Annotated in this window: 13 protein-coding genes and 1 tRNA gene; 9 read left to right on the forward strand and 5 right to left on the reverse strand. The window is 53.4% G+C overall.

Going from position 1 to position 17924, the window contains the following annotated elements:
* Positions 1 to 251 precede the first annotated feature (251 nt).
* Entirely contained in the window at positions 252 to 2636 is a 2385-nt protein-coding gene (locus NYE24_RS21560; RefSeq protein ID WP_036691304.1) for a phosphoketolase family protein, read from the forward strand.
* Between the two features lie 66 nt (positions 2637 to 2702).
* Here the strand turns inward: NYE24_RS21560 and NYE24_RS21565 are convergent, their stop codons facing one another.
* Together NYE24_RS21565 and NYE24_RS21570 are read right to left on the reverse strand one after the other, a co-directional pair.
* Positions 2703 to 3584 (reverse strand): TIGR03915 family putative DNA repair protein, encoded by an 882-nt coding sequence (locus NYE24_RS21565; protein ID WP_083677848.1) that lies wholly within the window; start codon positions 3582 to 3584, stop codon positions 2703 to 2705.
* Positions 3584 to 4894 (reverse strand): putative DNA modification/repair radical SAM protein, encoded by a 1311-nt coding sequence (locus NYE24_RS21570; protein WP_342479278.1) that lies wholly within the window; start codon positions 4892 to 4894, stop codon positions 3584 to 3586. Before NYE24_RS21570 ends, NYE24_RS21565 begins: the two co-directional genes overlap by 1 nt.
* Positions 4895 to 5117: 223 nt before the next feature.
* Here NYE24_RS21570 and NYE24_RS21575 point away from each other — a divergent pair, with 223 nt between their 5' ends.
* From NYE24_RS21575 to NYE24_RS21585, 3 genes are all read left to right on the forward strand, one after another.
* Positions 5118 to 5279: a hypothetical protein gene (locus NYE24_RS21575; RefSeq protein WP_235218339.1), complete on the forward strand. Its 162-nt coding sequence runs from the start codon at positions 5118 to 5120 to the stop codon at positions 5277 to 5279.
* Between the two features lie 252 nt (positions 5280 to 5531).
* Positions 5532 to 8318, forward strand: a complete 2787-nt coding sequence (locus NYE24_RS21580; protein ID WP_036691299.1) for a glycoside hydrolase family 3 C-terminal domain-containing protein — start codon at positions 5532 to 5534, stop codon at positions 8316 to 8318.
* A 172-nt stretch (positions 8319 to 8490) separates the two neighbouring features.
* The gene (locus NYE24_RS21585; protein ID WP_342476627.1) at positions 8491 to 9777 is read left to right on the forward strand and encodes a glycoside hydrolase family 18 protein; all 1287 of its coding nucleotides are present in this window, start codon (positions 8491 to 8493) and stop codon (positions 9775 to 9777) included.
* Between the two features lie 101 nt (positions 9778 to 9878).
* Here NYE24_RS21585 and NYE24_RS21590 read toward each other — a convergent pair whose 3' ends face one another.
* A complete protein-coding gene (locus NYE24_RS21590; RefSeq protein ID WP_076155741.1) occupies positions 9879 to 10271 on the reverse strand; it encodes a hypothetical protein in 393 nt (130 codons plus the stop codon).
* A 190-nt stretch (positions 10272 to 10461) separates the two neighbouring features.
* Between NYE24_RS21590 and NYE24_RS21595 the strand changes: the two genes are divergently transcribed.
* Together NYE24_RS21595 and NYE24_RS21600 are read left to right on the forward strand one after the other, a co-directional pair.
* Complete coding sequence (locus NYE24_RS21595; RefSeq protein ID WP_076155738.1) at positions 10462 to 11346, forward strand: GNAT family N-acetyltransferase; 885 nt, start codon at positions 10462 to 10464, stop codon at positions 11344 to 11346.
* A 108-nt stretch (positions 11347 to 11454) separates the two neighbouring features.
* The gene (locus NYE24_RS21600) at positions 11455 to 12360 is read left to right on the forward strand and encodes an AraC family transcriptional regulator (RefSeq protein ID WP_036691294.1); all 906 of its coding nucleotides are present in this window, start codon (positions 11455 to 11457) and stop codon (positions 12358 to 12360) included.
* 120 nt (positions 12361 to 12480) lie between these two features.
* On the opposite strand, the gene NYE24_RS21605 is transcribed toward NYE24_RS21600, so the two are convergent.
* The gene (locus NYE24_RS21605) at positions 12481 to 14277 is read right to left on the reverse strand and encodes a helix-turn-helix transcriptional regulator (RefSeq protein WP_342476628.1); all 1797 of its coding nucleotides are present in this window, start codon (positions 14275 to 14277) and stop codon (positions 12481 to 12483) included.
* Between the two features lie 253 nt (positions 14278 to 14530).
* On the opposite strand from NYE24_RS21605, the gene NYE24_RS21610 reads away from it, so the two are divergent.
* Positions 14531 to 14614: transfer RNA gene (locus NYE24_RS21610), tRNA-Leu, on the forward strand.
* Between the two features lie 210 nt (positions 14615 to 14824).
* On the opposite strand, the gene NYE24_RS21615 is transcribed toward NYE24_RS21610, so the two are convergent.
* Positions 14825 to 16111, reverse strand: a complete 1287-nt coding sequence (locus NYE24_RS21615; protein WP_342476629.1) for a Gfo/Idh/MocA family oxidoreductase — start codon at positions 16109 to 16111, stop codon at positions 14825 to 14827.
* 127 nt (positions 16112 to 16238) lie between these two features.
* Between NYE24_RS21615 and NYE24_RS21620 the strand changes: the two genes are divergently transcribed.
* Both NYE24_RS21620 and NYE24_RS21625 read left to right on the forward strand, forming a co-directional pair.
* The gene (locus NYE24_RS21620) at positions 16239 to 17054 is read left to right on the forward strand and encodes an AraC family transcriptional regulator (RefSeq protein ID WP_342476630.1); all 816 of its coding nucleotides are present in this window, start codon (positions 16239 to 16241) and stop codon (positions 17052 to 17054) included.
* Positions 17055 to 17182: 128 nt separating this feature from the next.
* Positions 17183 to 17905 (forward strand): bZIP transcription factor, encoded by a 723-nt coding sequence (locus tag NYE24_RS21625; protein WP_051493197.1) that lies wholly within the window; start codon positions 17183 to 17185, stop codon positions 17903 to 17905.
* The last annotated feature ends 19 nt before the right edge of the window (positions 17906 to 17924 follow it).

Genomic DNA, 17924 nt, shown 5'->3' on the forward strand with positions numbered 1-17924 from the left:
GAGGTATAGCAGGCCGGGAGGAGTCCCGGTCTTTTTGGCATCTTTTCGGACATAACAAATTAATCCATAAATATAAAAAAGAATATAATTTTGTGCGAATTTTGCAGCGAATTTCATACTATGTTCAAAATTTCACAATATTGGACCGTATTAATTTCTAAAAAGATTGAATTTCTGAAATGCCGATGTATGATGTAACTGTAGAAGTGATACATTCAAAATACAAAGAAAAAGATTAGGGAGTGGAAGACATGGGATTAACAATCGAACAGGTGGATTATTCCTCGAAAACGTATCTGGAAAAGCTTGACGCTTACTGGCGTGCAACGAACTACATCTCCGTAGGCCAGCTTTATTTAAAGGATAATCCGTTGTTAAGAGAACCGCTGAAGGATGCAGATGTCAAAGTGAAGCCGATCGGACACTGGGGCACCATCCCTGGGCAGAACTTTATCTATGCGCACCTGAACCGTGTAATCACTAAATATGATCTCAACATGTTCTATATTGAAGGCCCGGGCCATGGCGGTCAGGTGATGGTATCGAACTCTTATCTGGACGGAAGCTACACTGAAATCTACCCCCAGATCACCCAAGACATCCCTGGTCTGAAAAAGCTGTTCAAGCAATTCTCTTTCCCTGGCGGTGTAGCCTCCCATGCTGCTCCTGAAACACCTGGATCCATTCACGAAGGCGGCGAACTGGGTTACTCCCTGTCGCACAGCGTGGGTTCGATTCTCGATAACCCTGATCTGATCTCTGCAGTAGTTGTAGGTGACGGCGAAGCAGAAACCGGCCCTCTGGCCGCTTCCTGGCTGTCCAACCGGTTCATCAACCCGATTACAGACGGTGCTGTATTGCCGATTCTGCATTTGAACGGCTTCAAGATCAGCAACCCTACCATCCTCTCCCGGATGAGCAGAGAAGAATTGACCGCATATTTTGCCGGAAATGGCTGGGAAGCATTCTTCGTAGAAGGCGAGAACCCGGATCTGATGCACCCGGAAATGGCGAAGGTGCTGGATACGATCGTAGAGAGAATTGCCGCAATTCAGAAGAATGCCCGTGAAAATAATGATACTACCCGTCCTGTATGGCCGATGCTGGTCTTCCGTACGCCTAAGGGCTGGACTGGTCCCAAAGCATGGGACGGCGTGCCGAATGAAGGCTCCTTCCGTGCCCACCAGGTGCCGATTCCGGTTGATCAGAAGAACATGAAGCATGCTCCGGCATTGCTTGAATGGCTGAACAGCTACAGACCTGAAGAATTGTTCGATGAGAACGGCCGTCTGAACGCGGATCTGGCTGAGCTGCTGCCAACCGGCGACAGACGTATGGGGATGAACCCTGTAACGAATGCCGGCAAGCTGATCAAAGACCTGCACAAGCCGAACTTCCGCAACTACGCCCTGGATAATTCCGTTCCGGGTCAAGTGATTGCACAGGATATGGCCGTGCTGGGGAAATACCTGAAAGAGGTTGTTACGCTCAACGAAGAGAACCGCAACTTCCGGATTTTTGGACCGGATGAGACTATGTCTAACCGTCTGGGACCTGTATTCGAAGTGACCAAGCGCCAATGGATGGATGCCATTCAGGAACCGCAGGATGAATTCCTTGCTCCATACGGCCGTGTCATTGACTCCCAGTTGTCTGAGCATCAGGCGGAAGGGATTCTGGAAGGGTATGTCCTGACTGGGCGCCACGGATTCTTCGCCAGCTATGAAGCGTTCCTGCGCGTGGTTGACTCGATGATTACCCAACACTTCAAGTGGCTGCGTAAGGCGACAGATCAGACCTGGAGAGAAGATATTCCTTCCCTGAACGTGATCGCCACATCGACCGTATTCCAGCAGGACCATAACGGTTATACCCACCAAGATCCGGGTCTGCTCGGCCATCTGGCTGACAAGAAGCCTGAATTCATCCGTGAGTATCTGCCGTCCGATGCGAACAGCTTGTTGGCTGTCTTCGACACGATCCTGAATGACCGTCAGAAGATCAACCTGATTGTATCCTCCAAGCATCCGCGTCCGCAGTGGTTCTCGGCCGACGAAGCTCAGGAGCTGGTAACTAAAGGCCTCAAGATCATTGACTGGGCCAGCACCGACAAAGGCGGAGAGCCAGATCTTGTCATCGCTTCTTCGGGTACAGAACCAACTATGGAAGCCTTGGCTGCCATCTCGATCCTGCATGAGAAGCTGCCTGAGCTGAAGATCCGTTACATTAACGTAGTCGATCTGCTGAAGCTGAGAAGTCAGAAGCTTGATCCGCGCGGCTTGTCTGACGAGGAGTTTGATCAATTTTTCACAAAAGATAAACCGGTCATCTTCGCCTTCCACGGCTATGAAGGCCTGATCAAAGACCTGTTCTTCGACCGCCACAACCATAACCTGCATGTGCATGGCTACCGCGAGAATGGCGACATCACTACACCGTTCGATATGCGTGTCCTCAACCAGATGGACCGCTTCGACCTCACGAAGGAAGCTGTGCTGAGCCTGCCGGAAGCAAGCAAATACCAGTCCATCGCTGACGAGATGGATGCCATCGTGCAGAAGCATCATGCATACATCCGCGAAGAAGGCATTGACCTTCCAGAGGTTGAGAACTGGGTATGGAAGGCTTTGAACTAAGGTTAGGACGATAGAGTTATTTCATTAATAATATAGAAGGCTTGAATCAAGGAGCGCTCCGGTTAGTCATGTTGATGGCTGCGGGGCGCTTTTTGTATCCGATGGTTGAAGTTGGATGTCCGGGATCGATGAGGTCTTCGGCGCTTCCGGCTGCAATGCTCTCTTCCGCTGCCCCGCAGAAAGTACAGGCACACCGCCCCTTCCATTCATCTCCACCATGTGCTTCCAGTAGCGCTTCGGCATCAGTGAGGAACGCAGCCGGTCGTTGTAGCGCTCCTTGATGCCGATGGCATTGTAGAAGCCAGTCCATAAGCGGCGGTACGCTTCCTCCGTCTCATCGGGCTCGGGCGGGGTCCAGCCGTTTAACGGCACGATGGCCTCCCGTCCGGGCTCATGAATCAGCGCAGCTCCGTGCGTCTGATCGTAGATCATGAAGCTCTCCCCCTGGAACCGGTCGCAGAAATGCTCCTGGATCACAGGCAGCACATAGCCCTGCGGTTCAATGACTGCGGCCATGACCGGTCCGTATACGGAGAAGCGGACGAAGCCTGTATACAGATGCGCTTCATGCCGGAGCTGCTGTACGGCCTTCATTAGTGTGTTCACCGTGTCGTCGGCCAGCATATTCATCACCTTGCGGCCATGCTGGAAGCCGAGATACAGGAAGTTCAACAGCAGCATTTCCTTCTCGGGAGCGCAGCTCCAGAAGCCCAGACGCACCAGTTCTTCGGCTTCCCGGCTGATCCGCAGCGGCAGGGATTTCAGTACCCGTGCTGCCTTGTCCTTGTCAGTCTCGATCCATTTGGCCTCCAGCAACAGCCCCTGCTCTGCATCTGCGGAATGTATCGTTAACGGAGTCTCCTTCCAGGCATAGCTCTCGAACACACAGCACAGCAGGCCCTCGAAGCTTCCATCATAGGTATACGCCAGTGCGGACGGCTTGAACATCAGGCCTTCGCCCCCTTCTTGAGCAGGTTCCAACTATCTGCTGCCGGAAGTGCTGACAGGTTGAAGTCGTCGAACAGCGTGAGTTGCTCCACCTGCGGCTGCTGGAGAGCGAGCTGCTCCCCGGACATGAGTGAGCGAAGCAGGGTGTGCTCGCTTACCTTCAGTCCCTCCAGCGGTTTGTCCTTACAGGTGATGAAGAACTGAGCACGCTTGAGGACCACTCCCAGCTTCTTCAGCGCATGGAAATCGAGCGCTCCGGCCCGTCTGGCCTTCACGATCCGCTGTGCGCTTCTTACGCCGATGCCGGGTACACGCAGCAGCATTTCGTAAGGGGCGCGGTTGATCTCAACGGGGAACTGCTCCCGGTGGTTAACGGCCCAACTGCATTTGGGGTCCAGCAGCGGATTGAAGTTCGGCACGGCCTCATCCAATAATTCATTCGCCTTGAAGCCGTAGAAACGCAGGAGCCAATCGGCTTGATAGAGCCGGTGTTCCCGCAGCAGCGGTGGCTTGGTGTCGAGAGCGGGCAGGAGGGAATCCTCCACAACCGGGGTGTAGGCGGAGAAGAAGACGCGCTTGAGCGAGTATTTGCGGTATAATCCCTCCGTCAGATTAAGAATCTGGTAATCCGTATCTGGCGTTGCCCCCACGATCATCTGGGTGCTCTGTCCGGTCGGAGCGAAGCGGGGCGCGTGATTATACCGGACGATATCGGAGCGGTTCTCCTTGATCCGGCTGCTAATCAGCCCCATCGGCTTCAGGATGGATACCTTGCTCTTATCGGGGGCGAGCCGTCCAAGACTCTCCTGCGAGGGCAGTTCGATGTTGACGCTCATGCGGTCGGCGAGCAGCCCAAGTCTGGACAGCAGGGCTTCGTCTGCTCCGGGGATGGCTTTTACATGAATATAACCGTTGAAATGATAGACATTGCGCAGCAGCTCAAGTGCGCCGATTAACTGCTCGGTGGTGTAGTCGGGACTGCGCATAATGCCTGAGCTGAGAAATAATCCTTCTATATAATTACGGCGGTAGAATTGCATGGTGATATCTGCGATCTCTTCGGGGGTGAAGGCCGCCCGGCGAATGGGGTTGGACTTGCGGTTGATGCAATAGGCACAATCATATACACAGCCGTTGGTCATAAGCACCTTCAGCAGCGAAATACAGCGGCCGTCCGCCGCGAAGCTGTGGCAGATGCCCATCGCAGAGGTGTTGCCGAGCGTCCCGGCCTGGCCCTTACGGTCGGAACCGCTTGAAGTGCACGCCACATCGTATTTGGCTGAAGCGGTCAGAATCTCTAGTTTCTCCATTACATCCACGGTCTCAATCCCCCTCATATGTGAGCATTATATATCGAACGTACGTTCTTGTCAAAGCGTAATCCACCTCCCCGGCCGCCTGCAAAATGTATGCGCATTCCTTCTTGTGCTATAATAGAAATTGATGGTTCATGGAATGAGGAATCATGCGATTATTGAAAATCGGGTTAGGAGTGTTGCTAAAGTGAGAGGATATAACATATGGCGGCCTATCATGCTGATAGCCGTCGCGCTGCTGACAAGACAGCTAGTGACAAGTGTGTGCCTGATGTTCGGCATGTCGCAGGAATCGGCAGGCAGTGTAGCCATGCTGGGCATGATCGTTGCTGCTCTTATTATGTACAACCGCATGATGAAGGGCCGCCGCCGCAGATAAAATAAACAGAAGATCCGGACGTATTTATTCAGGCGCAGCGGATTGCATAGGAACAGGCTTGAAAGACGCCCGCACAGGTGTCTTTTTATTTTTAGAGCGGTGCTTGAATAATATGGCTGGAGCTTATATTCTTAGAAGGATATGCTATATGCAAGACCATACAGATTCAAGGTAACGTACATTCCCTTCGGGAGGGCGTTATTTATAGAATCAACCCACAGCATGGGAAATGAACATACAGGAGGAAACCAATTGAGTACACAGAACATTGGAGTGCCGTTAGAGGGTTTTGCAGAATTTAGCCGGACGGTAGCCGCAGAAGGCGCGGTACTGCTTAAGAATGAGGGACAGGTGCTTCCGCTGGGTAACGGTGAGAGCGTTGCTGTTTTTGGCAGAATACAGGTGAATTATTACCGCAGCGGTACTGGATCGGGCGGTAGCGTTCACGTTGCATATACGACGAACCTGCTGGATGGACTGCGCAGCAAGAAGAACATTAGCGTGAATGAAGAACTGGCTGCAGCCTATGAGGCCTGGATCGGGCTTAACCCGTTCGATGACGGCGGCAAGGTATGGGCTGCGGAGCCGTGGAACCAGAAGGAAATGCCGCTTACGGACGAGCTGGTGAAGCAGGCACGAAGCCAGTCAGCCAAAGCGGTTGTGGTTATAGGACGTACGGCGGGCGAGGATCAGGATAATGCCGATACCGCAGGCAGCTACCGGCTGACGGAAGATGAGAAGGCGATGCTTGTCTCGGTTACGGCTCATTTTGAACAGACGATTGTGGTGCTCAATGTGTCCAATATCATGGATATGAGCTGGGTGAATGACGCCGCTTATGTGAATCCTATCTCTGCTGTGATCTATTCCTGGCATGGCGGCATGGAAGGCGGCCACGCGATTGCCGATGTTCTGGCCGGAGAGGTTACGCCAAGCGGCAAGCTGACGGACACCATCGCGTATTCCATTGAGGATTACCCGTCGACCCGCAACTACGGCAATGAGTTCAAGAACCTGTACGAGGAAGATATCTATGTAGGCTACCGCTATTTCGAGACCTTCTGCCCCGATAAGGTTCAGTATGAATTCGGCTACGGGATCTCGTACACGACCTTCAAGCTGGAGCCGGAGGAAGCGAAGCTGGTGAACCAGGCGGGCGAGCCGCAGATTGAAATTGGTGTAACTGTAACGAATACGGGAGCGGTGTATACCGGTAAAGAAGTAGTGCAGGTGTATTACGAAGCGCCGCAGGGACAGCTGGGTCAACCGGCCAAAGCGCTGGCAGCTTTCGCTAAGACCAAGCTGCTCGAGCCTGGTGAGTCTCAGCGCCTTACTGTGAGCTTCCCGCTCCATTCCATGGCTTCCTATGATGACGCTGGTGTGACCGGGCATGCTTCCGCTTATGTGCTCGAAGCCGGTACCTACCGCTTCTATGCAGGCACCAGTGTCAAAGCGGTGTCAGCAGTGCTTCTGGACGGACAAGAAGGTTATGTGCTGGAAGAGCTTAAGGTTGTGGAACAGCTGGAAGAAGCAATGGCACCTACTGAGAGTTTCATGCGGATGAAGCCGGGTGCCCGTAAGGCAGACGGTTCGTATGAGCTTGTCTCGTCTGAGGTACCTACACGCAAGGTGGATCTGGCGGAGCGGATTGAACGCAATCTGCCGCAGACGCTTGCGCAGACCGGTAATCAGGGATATACCCTGAGAGATGTCCATGACGGAAAAGTCAGCATGAGCACCTTCATTGCCCAGCTAAGCGACCAAGACCTGGCGGCGATTGTCCGGGGCGAAGGAATGAGCAGCCCTCTGGTAACTCCGGGTACGGCTTCGGCGTTCGGGGGCGTCAGCGACAGTCTGTTCAGCTACGGCATTCCGGTTGCAGCTACAGCGGACGGCCCATCCGGTATCCGTATGGACAGTGGAGCGAAGGCTACACAGGTATCGATTGGCACCCTGCTCGCCGCTACATGGAACGCAGAACTGGTGGAAGCATTGTATGTCATGGAAGGCCAGGAATTATTGCGCAACCAGGTGGATGCGCTGCTGGGACCAGGGCTGAATATCCGGCGCAGCCCGCTGAACGGGCGCAACTTCGAATATTTCTCCGAAGACCCGCTGATTTCGGGGATCTTCGCTGCCGCATGCACACGCGGAATTATGAAGGGCGGCTCTAATGCGACGCTGAAGCATTTTGCCTGCAACAACCAGGAGAAGCACCGCAGTAAGGTCGATGCTGTCGTATCGGAACGCGCGCTTCGTGAGATCTACCTGAAGGGCTTCGAAATCGCAGTCAAGCAGGGCGGGGCCAATTCGATCATGACCTCCTACAACCCTGTGAACGGGCATTGGGCGGCTTCCAACTATGACCTCAACACCACGCTGCTTCGCGGCGAATGGGGCTTCCAGGGGATCGTCATGACCGACTGGTGGGCGATTATGAATGATGTGGTGAACGGAGGGCCGGCAGACCGTAAGAATATGAACTGGATGGTCCGTGCGCAGAACGATGTGTACATGGTTGTCAGCAACTATGGGGCAGAAGTGAACGCTTATGACGACAACACGATCGCATCTCTGGAGAACGGTACCCTTACCCGCGGGGAGCTTCAGCGCTGCGCAATCAACATCTGTGAGTTCATCATGAAGGCGCCGGTGTTCTCCAGAAAGCATGAGATTATTGAAGCGGTCGATACGTTCAAGGCTGATCTGGCTATCGCGGCTGAGCATGTACAGGTTCTGAGCGAGAACGCACAGGTAACGCCTGCGGTGTCCGGGCCGACCTACATTCAGGCTGACGAGGCGGGCCAGTACCGCATTATTGTCAGCATCATGTCTCCTGAGCCTGAGCTTGCGCAGAGCGCCTGCAACCTGACTCTGAATGGACAAGCGGTAACCACCATTCAGACGAACGGAACGGAAGGCCGGTGGATCAGACAGAAGCTGGTCAAGGTTGAACTGGAAGCCGGACGGTATGAGCTGAAGCTCGACTTCGTCAAGCCCGGTCTGCAGATTGAATGGATTGAATTCAAGCAGGTATAGCATCAGCACCATAGGATCAGCAACCATTGATAGCACCAGCATCAAGACACCCTCCGGGGTGTCTTTTGTGCATATATAAGAATTCGCCTGATCCGCCTGATTCCGCATACCCGCAGGGCCGCCGAATAAAATAGAGATAAAACGGCTACTATGAAGGGATGGCAGGAACGATATGCAAATACATGTAGTGCAGCCGGGCCAGACGCTGTATGGCATTGCGCAGGCCTACGGAATCAGCACAGATACGATAACTGAGGCGAATCAGCTCTCTGCGCCGGGAAGACTGGTGGCGGGGCAGGCGCTGGTAATCCCGATTGCCGGGCAATATTATTGGGTGCAGCCGGGCGACAGCTACTACAGCATCGCCAAGCGGTTCGGCCTGAAGGCAAGCGAGGTGGCTGAGGTGAACGGGCTGACGCTGAATCAGCCGCTGCAGGTCGGGCTCCGGCTGTACCTTCCCCCTGGACCGAGGCGGCAAGCGGAAGTGAACGCATATGTGGAGCCGCGGGGGGAGAGTGTCTCCCAGCCGCTGCAGAATGCTGCACGTGAGGCTGCTCCTGAGCTGACGTATCTCGCACCGTTCAGCTTCCGGATCAAGCGGGACGGAACACTGGTACCGCCGCCTCTGGACGGCCTCGCCTCCATTGCCGCAGAGCATCAGGTGACGCTGATGATGGTTGTGACGAATCTGGAGGATGCCCAGTTCAGCTCGGAGCTTGGGCGCATCATTCTGAATGATCAGGAGGTCCAGGACCGGCTGCTTGAGAATATCATTGCGGAAGCGAAGCGGCTGAACTTCCGGGATATCCACTTTGATCTGGAGTTTCTCCGGCCGGAGGACCGTGAAGCATACAACACTTTTCTGCGGAAGGCGGCAGACGTCATTCACAAGGAGGGCTTCCTGTTGTCCACCGCCCTTGCCCCCAAGACCAGCGCGTCACAGGTTGGGGCCTGGTATACGGCGCATGACTACAAGGTCCACGGCGAGGTGGCTGACTTCGTCATTATTATGACGTATGAATGGGGCTACAGCGGGGGGCCGGCGATGCCTGTCTCGCCCATCGGGCCTGTCCGTCAGGTGCTGACTTATGCAGCAAGCGAGATGCCCGCCGGTAAAATCATGATGGGCCAGAATCTGTACGGTTATGATTGGACACTGCCTTTTGTAGCAGGGGGGCAATATGCGAAAGCGCTCAGTCCGCAGGCAGCCATTGATCTGGCAAGGAACAGGAATGCAGGCATTCAGTATGACTATAGAGCCCAGGCGCCGCACTTCAATTACACCGATGACGAGGGGCGGCAGCATACGGTATGGTTTGAGGATGCCCGCTCGATTCAGGCTAAGTTCGATTTGATCAAGGAGTTAGGGCTGCGGGGCATCAGCTACTGGAAGCTGGGCCTGCCTTTTCCGCAGAATTGGCTGCTGCTGGAAGACAACTTCAAGGTGGTCAAAAAATAGACCGGAGACGCTGCGGCCAGCGGCGGCGTAAGAATCTCCACACCAAAACGGATGTGCCCATGCGAAATGGCGGCACATCCGTTTTTTTGAGCATATACGTGTTAGCCCATTAAGCCCTTGAGCCCGCCCAGAAAAGGCCGGATCGATTTGATCATGTTGTAGCCCATCTTCATCACCGGCATAGCCTTCTGCACCATTCCGAACATGCCCATGAACCGTCCGAGACCCCCGCCGATACCGGCCGCCCCGCCTCCTCCGCCCATCAGCGAGCCTAGTAAAGGCATGAAGCCGGATACCTCTGCTCTGCGCGCAGCTGAAGAGGATTTCCGTTTCGGGGATGGTCCCTTACGCGTGCTGTGTCTGGACAGAATCACCGCCTCCTGGTTCAGGTCTGTAATCCACCCTACGTAGGAACGCCCATTATGCAAAGTGATGCAGACCGGCTGGCCTTTCAGCTGCTGTGCCCGCTTGCGGAGCTTTGTTGAATTTGCCATTCGTCATTCACCTCACTGTTCTATTTACTCTATTTTACTCAGAACCTGGGGGGCGGCTTGTGCGGGTATGGAGTTCTGCGGATTATTTTTGAACAACCCGGGGCTGTCTTTGGGGGCGGGATAGCGTACTATTAGTAGGTAGGTGGTATTATCTTACAATAGTGAATCTATGATTAGGGGGGAGAACCGTTTGACTGATATCGGGAAGTTAGCGGCGTTCATCTGCGCCCGTAATGCAGGAGACCAGCAGTGCGGGTATGTAGGCAGTACGCTGGAGGATGTTATGCATGACCTTAGTGATGGTATGGAGGAAGCAAGTCTGGTGCTGTATGAAGGAGAACGTATTACTGGCGCGATTATCCTGGACATCTATGATGTTGGGGGCGGGCAAGAGGATATTGAGGTATGGGGCCCTTATTATTCAGCGCACCCTGAAGAAGAGCTTCAGCGCTTATTCAACTACCTGAGTGAGACTGCTCAAGCTGGAGCTATAAGGTACGTCCATCTTTTTATTAGCGGTGATAATACTGCGCTCATTGAATATGTTGCCCGCTATCGGGCTGAGAAGGTGAACACGCATTACCACTACTCGATCGCTATAGCATCAGCGCCTGACAACATCCGCCGCATGCACCCTGGCTTGTCTATTCTGCCCGTCACAGAGCCTGCCTCCAGGTGGACCGGGGAGATTCTCGATCTGCATAATCAGCAATTTCAAGGCGCAATTCTTACCCCGGAGGAGATTACTGCAGAGATAGAAGACAGCAGCAACAGTGAATATGACGTTCAAGCTGTCCTTAATGAGGGCCGGTTCACCGGATACATAATTGTTAGAAGAAATGCACGGACCGGCACCCTTCATCTGGAGTACCTATGTATTCGGCCCGAAGAGAGAAGCCGGGGCATAGGCAGGCAACTGATTGCCTGTCTGGCAGAGAAGTACAAAGGGCTGGGTTATTCGGGTATCAGCTTGGTTGTCGGCGAAGAGAATACAGCTGCCATCCGCTTCTACGACAAGAACGGGTTCACCATGGACCGTGTCATGAAGCATATCCTTATTGGGGGCGGGTTCTGAAAATATACAAATTCTGAAGATACAAATAGGATTAAAGGCACCACAACTCAAGTCATATCTACACTCTAGGCCTCTGCTAAAATCAGCAATGAAAGGAGGAGAACAACAATGTACGAATGGAATGAGATGGTTCAGCGCATGATTGACTGGGTGGAGGAGGATCTCTCGTCTTCGCCTACCCTGCTGAAGATGTCTGAGCAGCTGGGGTATTCGCCGTATTACTGCACCAGGCAATTTCATGCTCTGACCGGTATGACGCTGCGGGATTATGTCTGGCAGCGCCGAATTGGCCGGGCGGCACTGGAGCTTAGGGACACGGATGCGCGCATTCTGGATATTGCCGTGAAGTTTGGGTTTTCCTCCCAGGAGGCGTTCGCACGGGCCTTTCTCAGAGCCTTCAAGCTCACTCCCCATGCCTACCGCATAGCTCCACAGCCGATCCCGCTGGCTATTCGTGCCGAGGTGTTCACTCCTTATCATTATCTGATCAGGGAGCGGGATAGAATGAGACAGGTGCATTTGCAGGAAGCGGAGATTAAGCTTGAGTTGATACCGGCGCATAAGTTTATTGGCATCCGCGATATCGGCTCTAACAATTACGGAGGATTCTGGGAGAATGGGCATGACTGCGATGAGGTCTCCGGAACTCTGGAGAGTATGTCGCACCATACGCTGCCTGGCCAACTGGGCCAAACGGCAGGCTGGTTCTATCAGGAGGGGTGCAAAGGATATCTATATGGTATCCTTGTCGCGGCTGACTACGACGGGGCGGTTCCGGAGGGTATGGAGTGCCTCGATATCCCGGAATCGGAGTATCTGGTCTTTTTTCATCCGCCCTTTGATTACTTGCAGGATAATGGGCAGGTGATGCGTATTGTTGAGGAAGTGGCCTGGAATTATGATCCTGCGGTTATGGGCTATATGTGGGACGAAGAGGAGAAACAGGATTATCAGCGGCATTTCCCTGAGGGTTACGGGTATGCGGTGCTGCGGCCGGTCCGTAAATTAGACTAACTCCGAACAGCAGTCTGGCTTAAGCAAAAGCGTCCGGCGCTTCTGCTTAAGCTGCTGCCTGTTGCACAACAATTCTACGTCAGGCCAAACCCGGCACTAGAGCCGTTATACATCAATACACTAATAAGTTAGGCTCAGCACCGTTTGCGCAAGAGTATCTCCCTGATGCTCCAGCGAAGCAACCTTCGCCAGAAGCTCTGCCTGCTGCTCACGCTGCCGGGTCGTCCAGTTGGCTCTCGGGGCAGTGCCGGTTGTGCGGAGAACTGCCGGGTCGGACATCTCCTTATAGTATCTATCCAGCAGACCAGCCATCTCTCCGTAGATCTCAGTCATCTCCGCTAAGGCAGCTTGTTGTTGCGGGTCATGCACCAGCGTCAGAGAGTCACTTAAGTAGGCGGCGGCGCAGCGGCGGGCATCTGCCAGGGCCATCATGCAGAAGTGATTAACGGATAACCTGCGGCTGAAGGTTTCTTCGTCCGCTGCGGCATACCATGGATGATCCAGGAGCCCCTCTCTCCATAGCTCCAGCGCTTTGTATCCTACAGCATAAGTGCTGTTACTGGCTATGGTCTCAGGCTGCATCGATTCCAGCTTAATATGAAGCGAGGCATACAGATTCTCCAAGGCAGAAGGGACCGCCGTCTGCTCGCCCAACCGGATGATCCGGTAAGGCCATTGATCCACATGGAGATACCCTTGGCTTATCCTCATATGAGCCTGGAATTCAGGATCAGCTTCAAGCTCACTGAAGGTTTCATCGTCAAAATAACTGCGGCACAACAGCACATCCCCCTCCGCCAGATATCCTGTAATGACTCCCCACTCCGGCGCTACCCTGAGGTTAATGGCAAGGGGCAGTCTGCCTTGGCGGATATCCTCCAGAATCGCCAGCTTCTCGGCTGTGCGCTGCTGCGGCTCTAACCGGTTGGCCTGGTGGGCGCTTAGTCCATAAGCCTTGCAGGCGGGGATAGAATAGTCATAGACGACAAGGGCATCCGCAGCACTGAAGTCCCATACCGGTTCAAAAGCCACTCTCCAGCAGGCTCCCGAATAGCCCATCACCTGCTCATACGTGGTCTCTATGTCTCTGGCGGTAAGAGCGAGCATCATGGCTCCTGCCCAGGAGCAATCCTGCCCCCGTCCGAAGCCCAGTCGCGGAAGCCCTTCAATAATGCATTCATCCCGGGAGGAACGGGTCTGATAGAGATAACTGCGGTCCCTGCTGTAATGAATCTGTTCGCCTTCCGCGCAGCTTACGGCATGAATACCTTCGGCATTCAGGTAGACCAGCAGCAGGTAGTCTTGACCGCCGCAGTCGACCAGACTGGGAAACAGCTCATGTGTGGCGGTGAACTGAGTCCAGCGGAAATGCTCGTAATGCTTCATTTTGTCCGCAACGCTGCGGTATGCCTGTTCATCCCCATAATGTGCAGCAATAATCTTCAGCTCATTACTGCTTGATACATACCCGTTCGAATGGATATCTATCGTAAGCAGCTGGTCCTTCAGCACAAAGGTCGAATACATACCGTCAGGGGTCTCATAGGTAACAAGCAGCAGCTTCAGGCGGCTGTCATTCCAGGAGTGGGGAAAGAGGTGCTCCCCGGGGATTAAGCTTAATCGGTCTGAAGCTACGAACTGGTTCACAAGCTGGGTAACATCCAGCTCCTGCTGTCCATCCGTATAGATTGCCGAGAGCACCACAAGCTCCTGGGGCAGCAGGATGCTGTCAATAGAGTGATTCAATGTGGCGGACAGCAGGGGAAGGGTGGCCGTCTCCGGCAGAGACTTGCCGGTCTCCCATTTGGATACCGCCTGGGCGCTCACATGGAGCAGTTCCGCTAATTGTTCCTGGGACAAGCCTTTTATTTTGCGGAGGGTAGCAATCCGTTTACCAACTTTCTCGCTAACGATCATGCGCGATACAACTCCTATAGTGGATTCCGACGTCGTAAGGCTATTATAATATCAGCTCTCAAAATAACCCATATACTGGAGTAGGGTACGCGGTATAACAAAATCAACCGTAAGTTGAGGCAAGCTGTAATGCGCCAGTTAACCCCTTCACAATGCGGCTATTCTCCTCCTTAACTCTGATAAATAAAAAAGACTTGTTCTTCTGAAGAATTCATGATATATTACTTCTTGCGTTGCATTGAATGTTTTCTTTGCGGTCATGGCGGAATTGGCAGACGCGCTGGCTTCAGGTGCCAGTGGTAGCAATATCGTGGAGGTTCGAGTCCTCTTGACCGCATAATGCTTTTAACCGTAATGCAAGCGAAGGCCCTTCTTAAATGAAGGGTCTTTTTTTTGCTGCGACACGCAGAATGTATGCAAGAAACCGAATACAATGTGCCTGGCTCCAAGTAGACAATTAAACAGCCCCCTTTCCCCACATCCAAGTGGTGGAAAGGGGGCTTCTTCATTGTCGGGTTCATAGCTGCTGCGAGACCACGCGCTAGAATTACCCCCGCCAGATGTCAGCAATCCGCACCGGCTGGCCGGTCTTCATGGAGCGGTTAGCGGCAATGCCAGTCATAATCGACATCGCGCCGTCCTCGTGTGAAGCTGCGCGGTTAAAGCGGTCTTCCTGCTTTTTGTCAAAAATATCGCTCAGCAGGACCGGATCACCGCCGCCGTGTCCACCGCTGCTGCTCTCGAACTCTACGCGGTAAGGCTCCTTGAAGTGCGGATAGATCATAATGCTGACGCCTTCCAGCGCGCCTTCGTTTTCTTTTTTGCCGCCGGAATTGACGTAGGATTGCTCGGTAATCCGGACTTCCATCCGTCCCTGTGTGCCGTTGAACACGATGATGAAGCCCTCCCACGGCATATATGCGTTAAGCGAATAGTTCATGACGGTCTTGTTCTTGTATTTGACCATGACATTCATGGTATCCTCGATGCTGATATTGTCCCCGAATACACTCTGGTCGCGCTGGTACCCGTCCTCGTGTTCAGCATCCAGGTACATGCTCTTCAGATGTTCGTTACGGTCCAAATGTAGCGCGAACGGGTCGTTCTCGGCAGCCTTGCTGCCGTAGGCACGCTGGTAGAACTCGGTGATGCCCCGTTTCTCGGCATTCTCTCTGCCGTAGAAGCGCAGGTCGCCCATGGCGAAAACGGTGTCCGGCTGTGACCCCAGCCAGAAGTTCATCAGGTCAAAGTGATGTGTCGATTTGTGCACCAAGAGGCCGCCGCTGTTCCGCTTGTCGCGGTGCCATCTGCGGAAATAGTCCGCTCCATGCTGGGTATTCAGCAGCCATTCGAAGTTCACGGACAGAATTTCGCCCAGCACGCCGTCCATAATGACCTCACGGATCTTCGTGTTATGCGGCGCGTAGCGGTAGTTGAAGGTTACCCGCAGATTCTTGCCGGTGCGCTCGATCGCATCGAAGATCTCCCGGCATTTCTCCTCATCAATTGTCATCGGCTTCTCGGAAATGACATCACAGCCCAGCTCCATCGCGCGGATGATATACTTGTGATGCGTCCGGTCAATCGTAGTCACCAGCACGAAGTCGGGCCGGGTCTCGGTGATCATCCGGTCGAAATCCTTGGCCTTGTACGTAGGCACCTCGTGGTAATCGTATTTGCCTGTAAGCATATGATTGGCGAAATTCATCCGTGTCTGATTGACATCACAGAAGGCCACCAGCTCGGAGGTTTCGTTGTAAGCGGTAACAAGAGCGCCGTAGAAAAATTCAGCCCGGCCGCCGGTGCCGACAAGTGCATATTTCTTTTTGGACAAGGGGATCACTCCATTTACTTGGATTTGATTCTATTTTATAGTATAGAAAATGCAGAAAGTGAACGGTATTTAGTCTCTTTTACTCCAAAGTGTGCATATCTTATCCTGGCAGGGGGCTTGGTGCAGGGTGGAACCTATTTTCCAGATTGAGCAGCTGAAGCGCATCGGGCATTTCAATATGGATACTGACCATTTCCATGATTTCTACGAAATATATTATCTGCTGTCCGGCCAGCGGCACTACTATATCCGCAACCGCATGTACGCGCTGGAGGCCGGAGACCTCGTGTTTATTAACAAAAATCACCTGCACCGCACAACCGGCGGAAGCCGTCTTCCGCATGAGCGGGTCCTGATCAGCTTCAATGATGCCTATCTGGGGCCGGTGGCACCCGGGGCAGACTGGATGAATGTGTTCGAAGGGGAGAGCTTCCTGCTACGGCCCACGGCGCATGAACAGGGAGTCATCACAGAGCTGTTCCAGGCGATGCAGGAGGAACAGAAAGAGGGTCTGCGCTGGAGCACTGAATATACAAGGACGCTACTGCTGCAACTGCTGATTACGCTGGAGCGGATACGGGGGGCGAAGCCCGCCTTGGTCTCCCCGGAGCAGAGCGAGGGGCAGCGCAGGGTGTACAGCATCATCGAATATCTGGACAACCATTACAGCGGGCGTCTGAGCCTTGTGGGCATTGCCGAGCGGTTCTTCATCAGCGCAACGTATCTGTGCCGGATTTTTAAGCAAACGACAGGCTTCACCATCATTGAATACCTGAATATTGTCCGCATCCGTGAGGCGAAGGCGCTGCTCACACAGACGAAGTGGCCGATCACCCGGGTGGCAGCGGAGACGGGATTTGAGAGCATAGCGCATTTCGGGAGGGTATTCAAGGCGATTACAGGGCGTTCTCCCCTCCAGTACCGCAAGCAGCACAGGGGATGACGACTACGGCTCGCATCCGATGTTTCATTCGACAATAGCTGTGAGGGATGCTACATATCTTTCTATCTTTTGACACAGAGTCTGTCTTATAATAAATGAAGGTTGAAATACAGATATTGGAGTGTGTTATGAAAATCCATTCAGGGAGTCTCTGGCTTGCTGCTGCTATGCTTGCGGTAACCGTAACCGGCTGTTCTTCGGGCAGTGCAGGCGCTGGCAGAGAGCTCACGGAGAAGCTGAAGGCAGAGATTAGTGAGCTGAAGAAGGAGAATAAGTTTTTAAAGGAAGAGAATGAAGCGCTGAAGAAGGATCTTGTTGTGAGGCCTGTGACAGCGAAAGAGGAAGGCGGCACGGCTGAACTTCTAAGTACCGGAGACAGCCCGGCAGCCGCTGATTCCGGCGATGAATACAAGCGGATCGTAAAGGGCACGCCACTCAGGATTGATGATACGGGTGAATATACTATTACCAAGACATCATTCAGCAAAATAGTTTATCCGTCGAATCCGGGTTCATACTACACCTACTATGAAGCCAAGGAACCGGGGACAACCTATCTGGCGATCACCTTGAAGGTGAAAAATCTGGCAGGCCAAGCCATCAATGCGGGTGGAGTAGCGGATGTGGAGGTTACATATGACAACAAATATGTGTATAGCACCTTCGCGACGATGGAGAAGAACGGTGGTGAAGAATTCACCTATACCAATATCTCGACGATTGGACCGCTGAAGTATGGTACGCTGGTGTTCCTGGCCGAGGTTCCTGATGAAGTGAAGTCGAGCGGCAAGCCGCTATATGCGGATTTCGAGATTGAGGGCGAAACCTACCGTTATACCATAAAGAAATAAGAGAAGAGCCTGTGCGGCC

It is taken from the genome of Paenibacillus sp. FSL H7-0350, from assembly GCF_038593195.1.
Taxonomy (GTDB): domain Bacteria; phylum Bacillota; class Bacilli; order Paenibacillales; family Paenibacillaceae; genus Paenibacillus_AQ.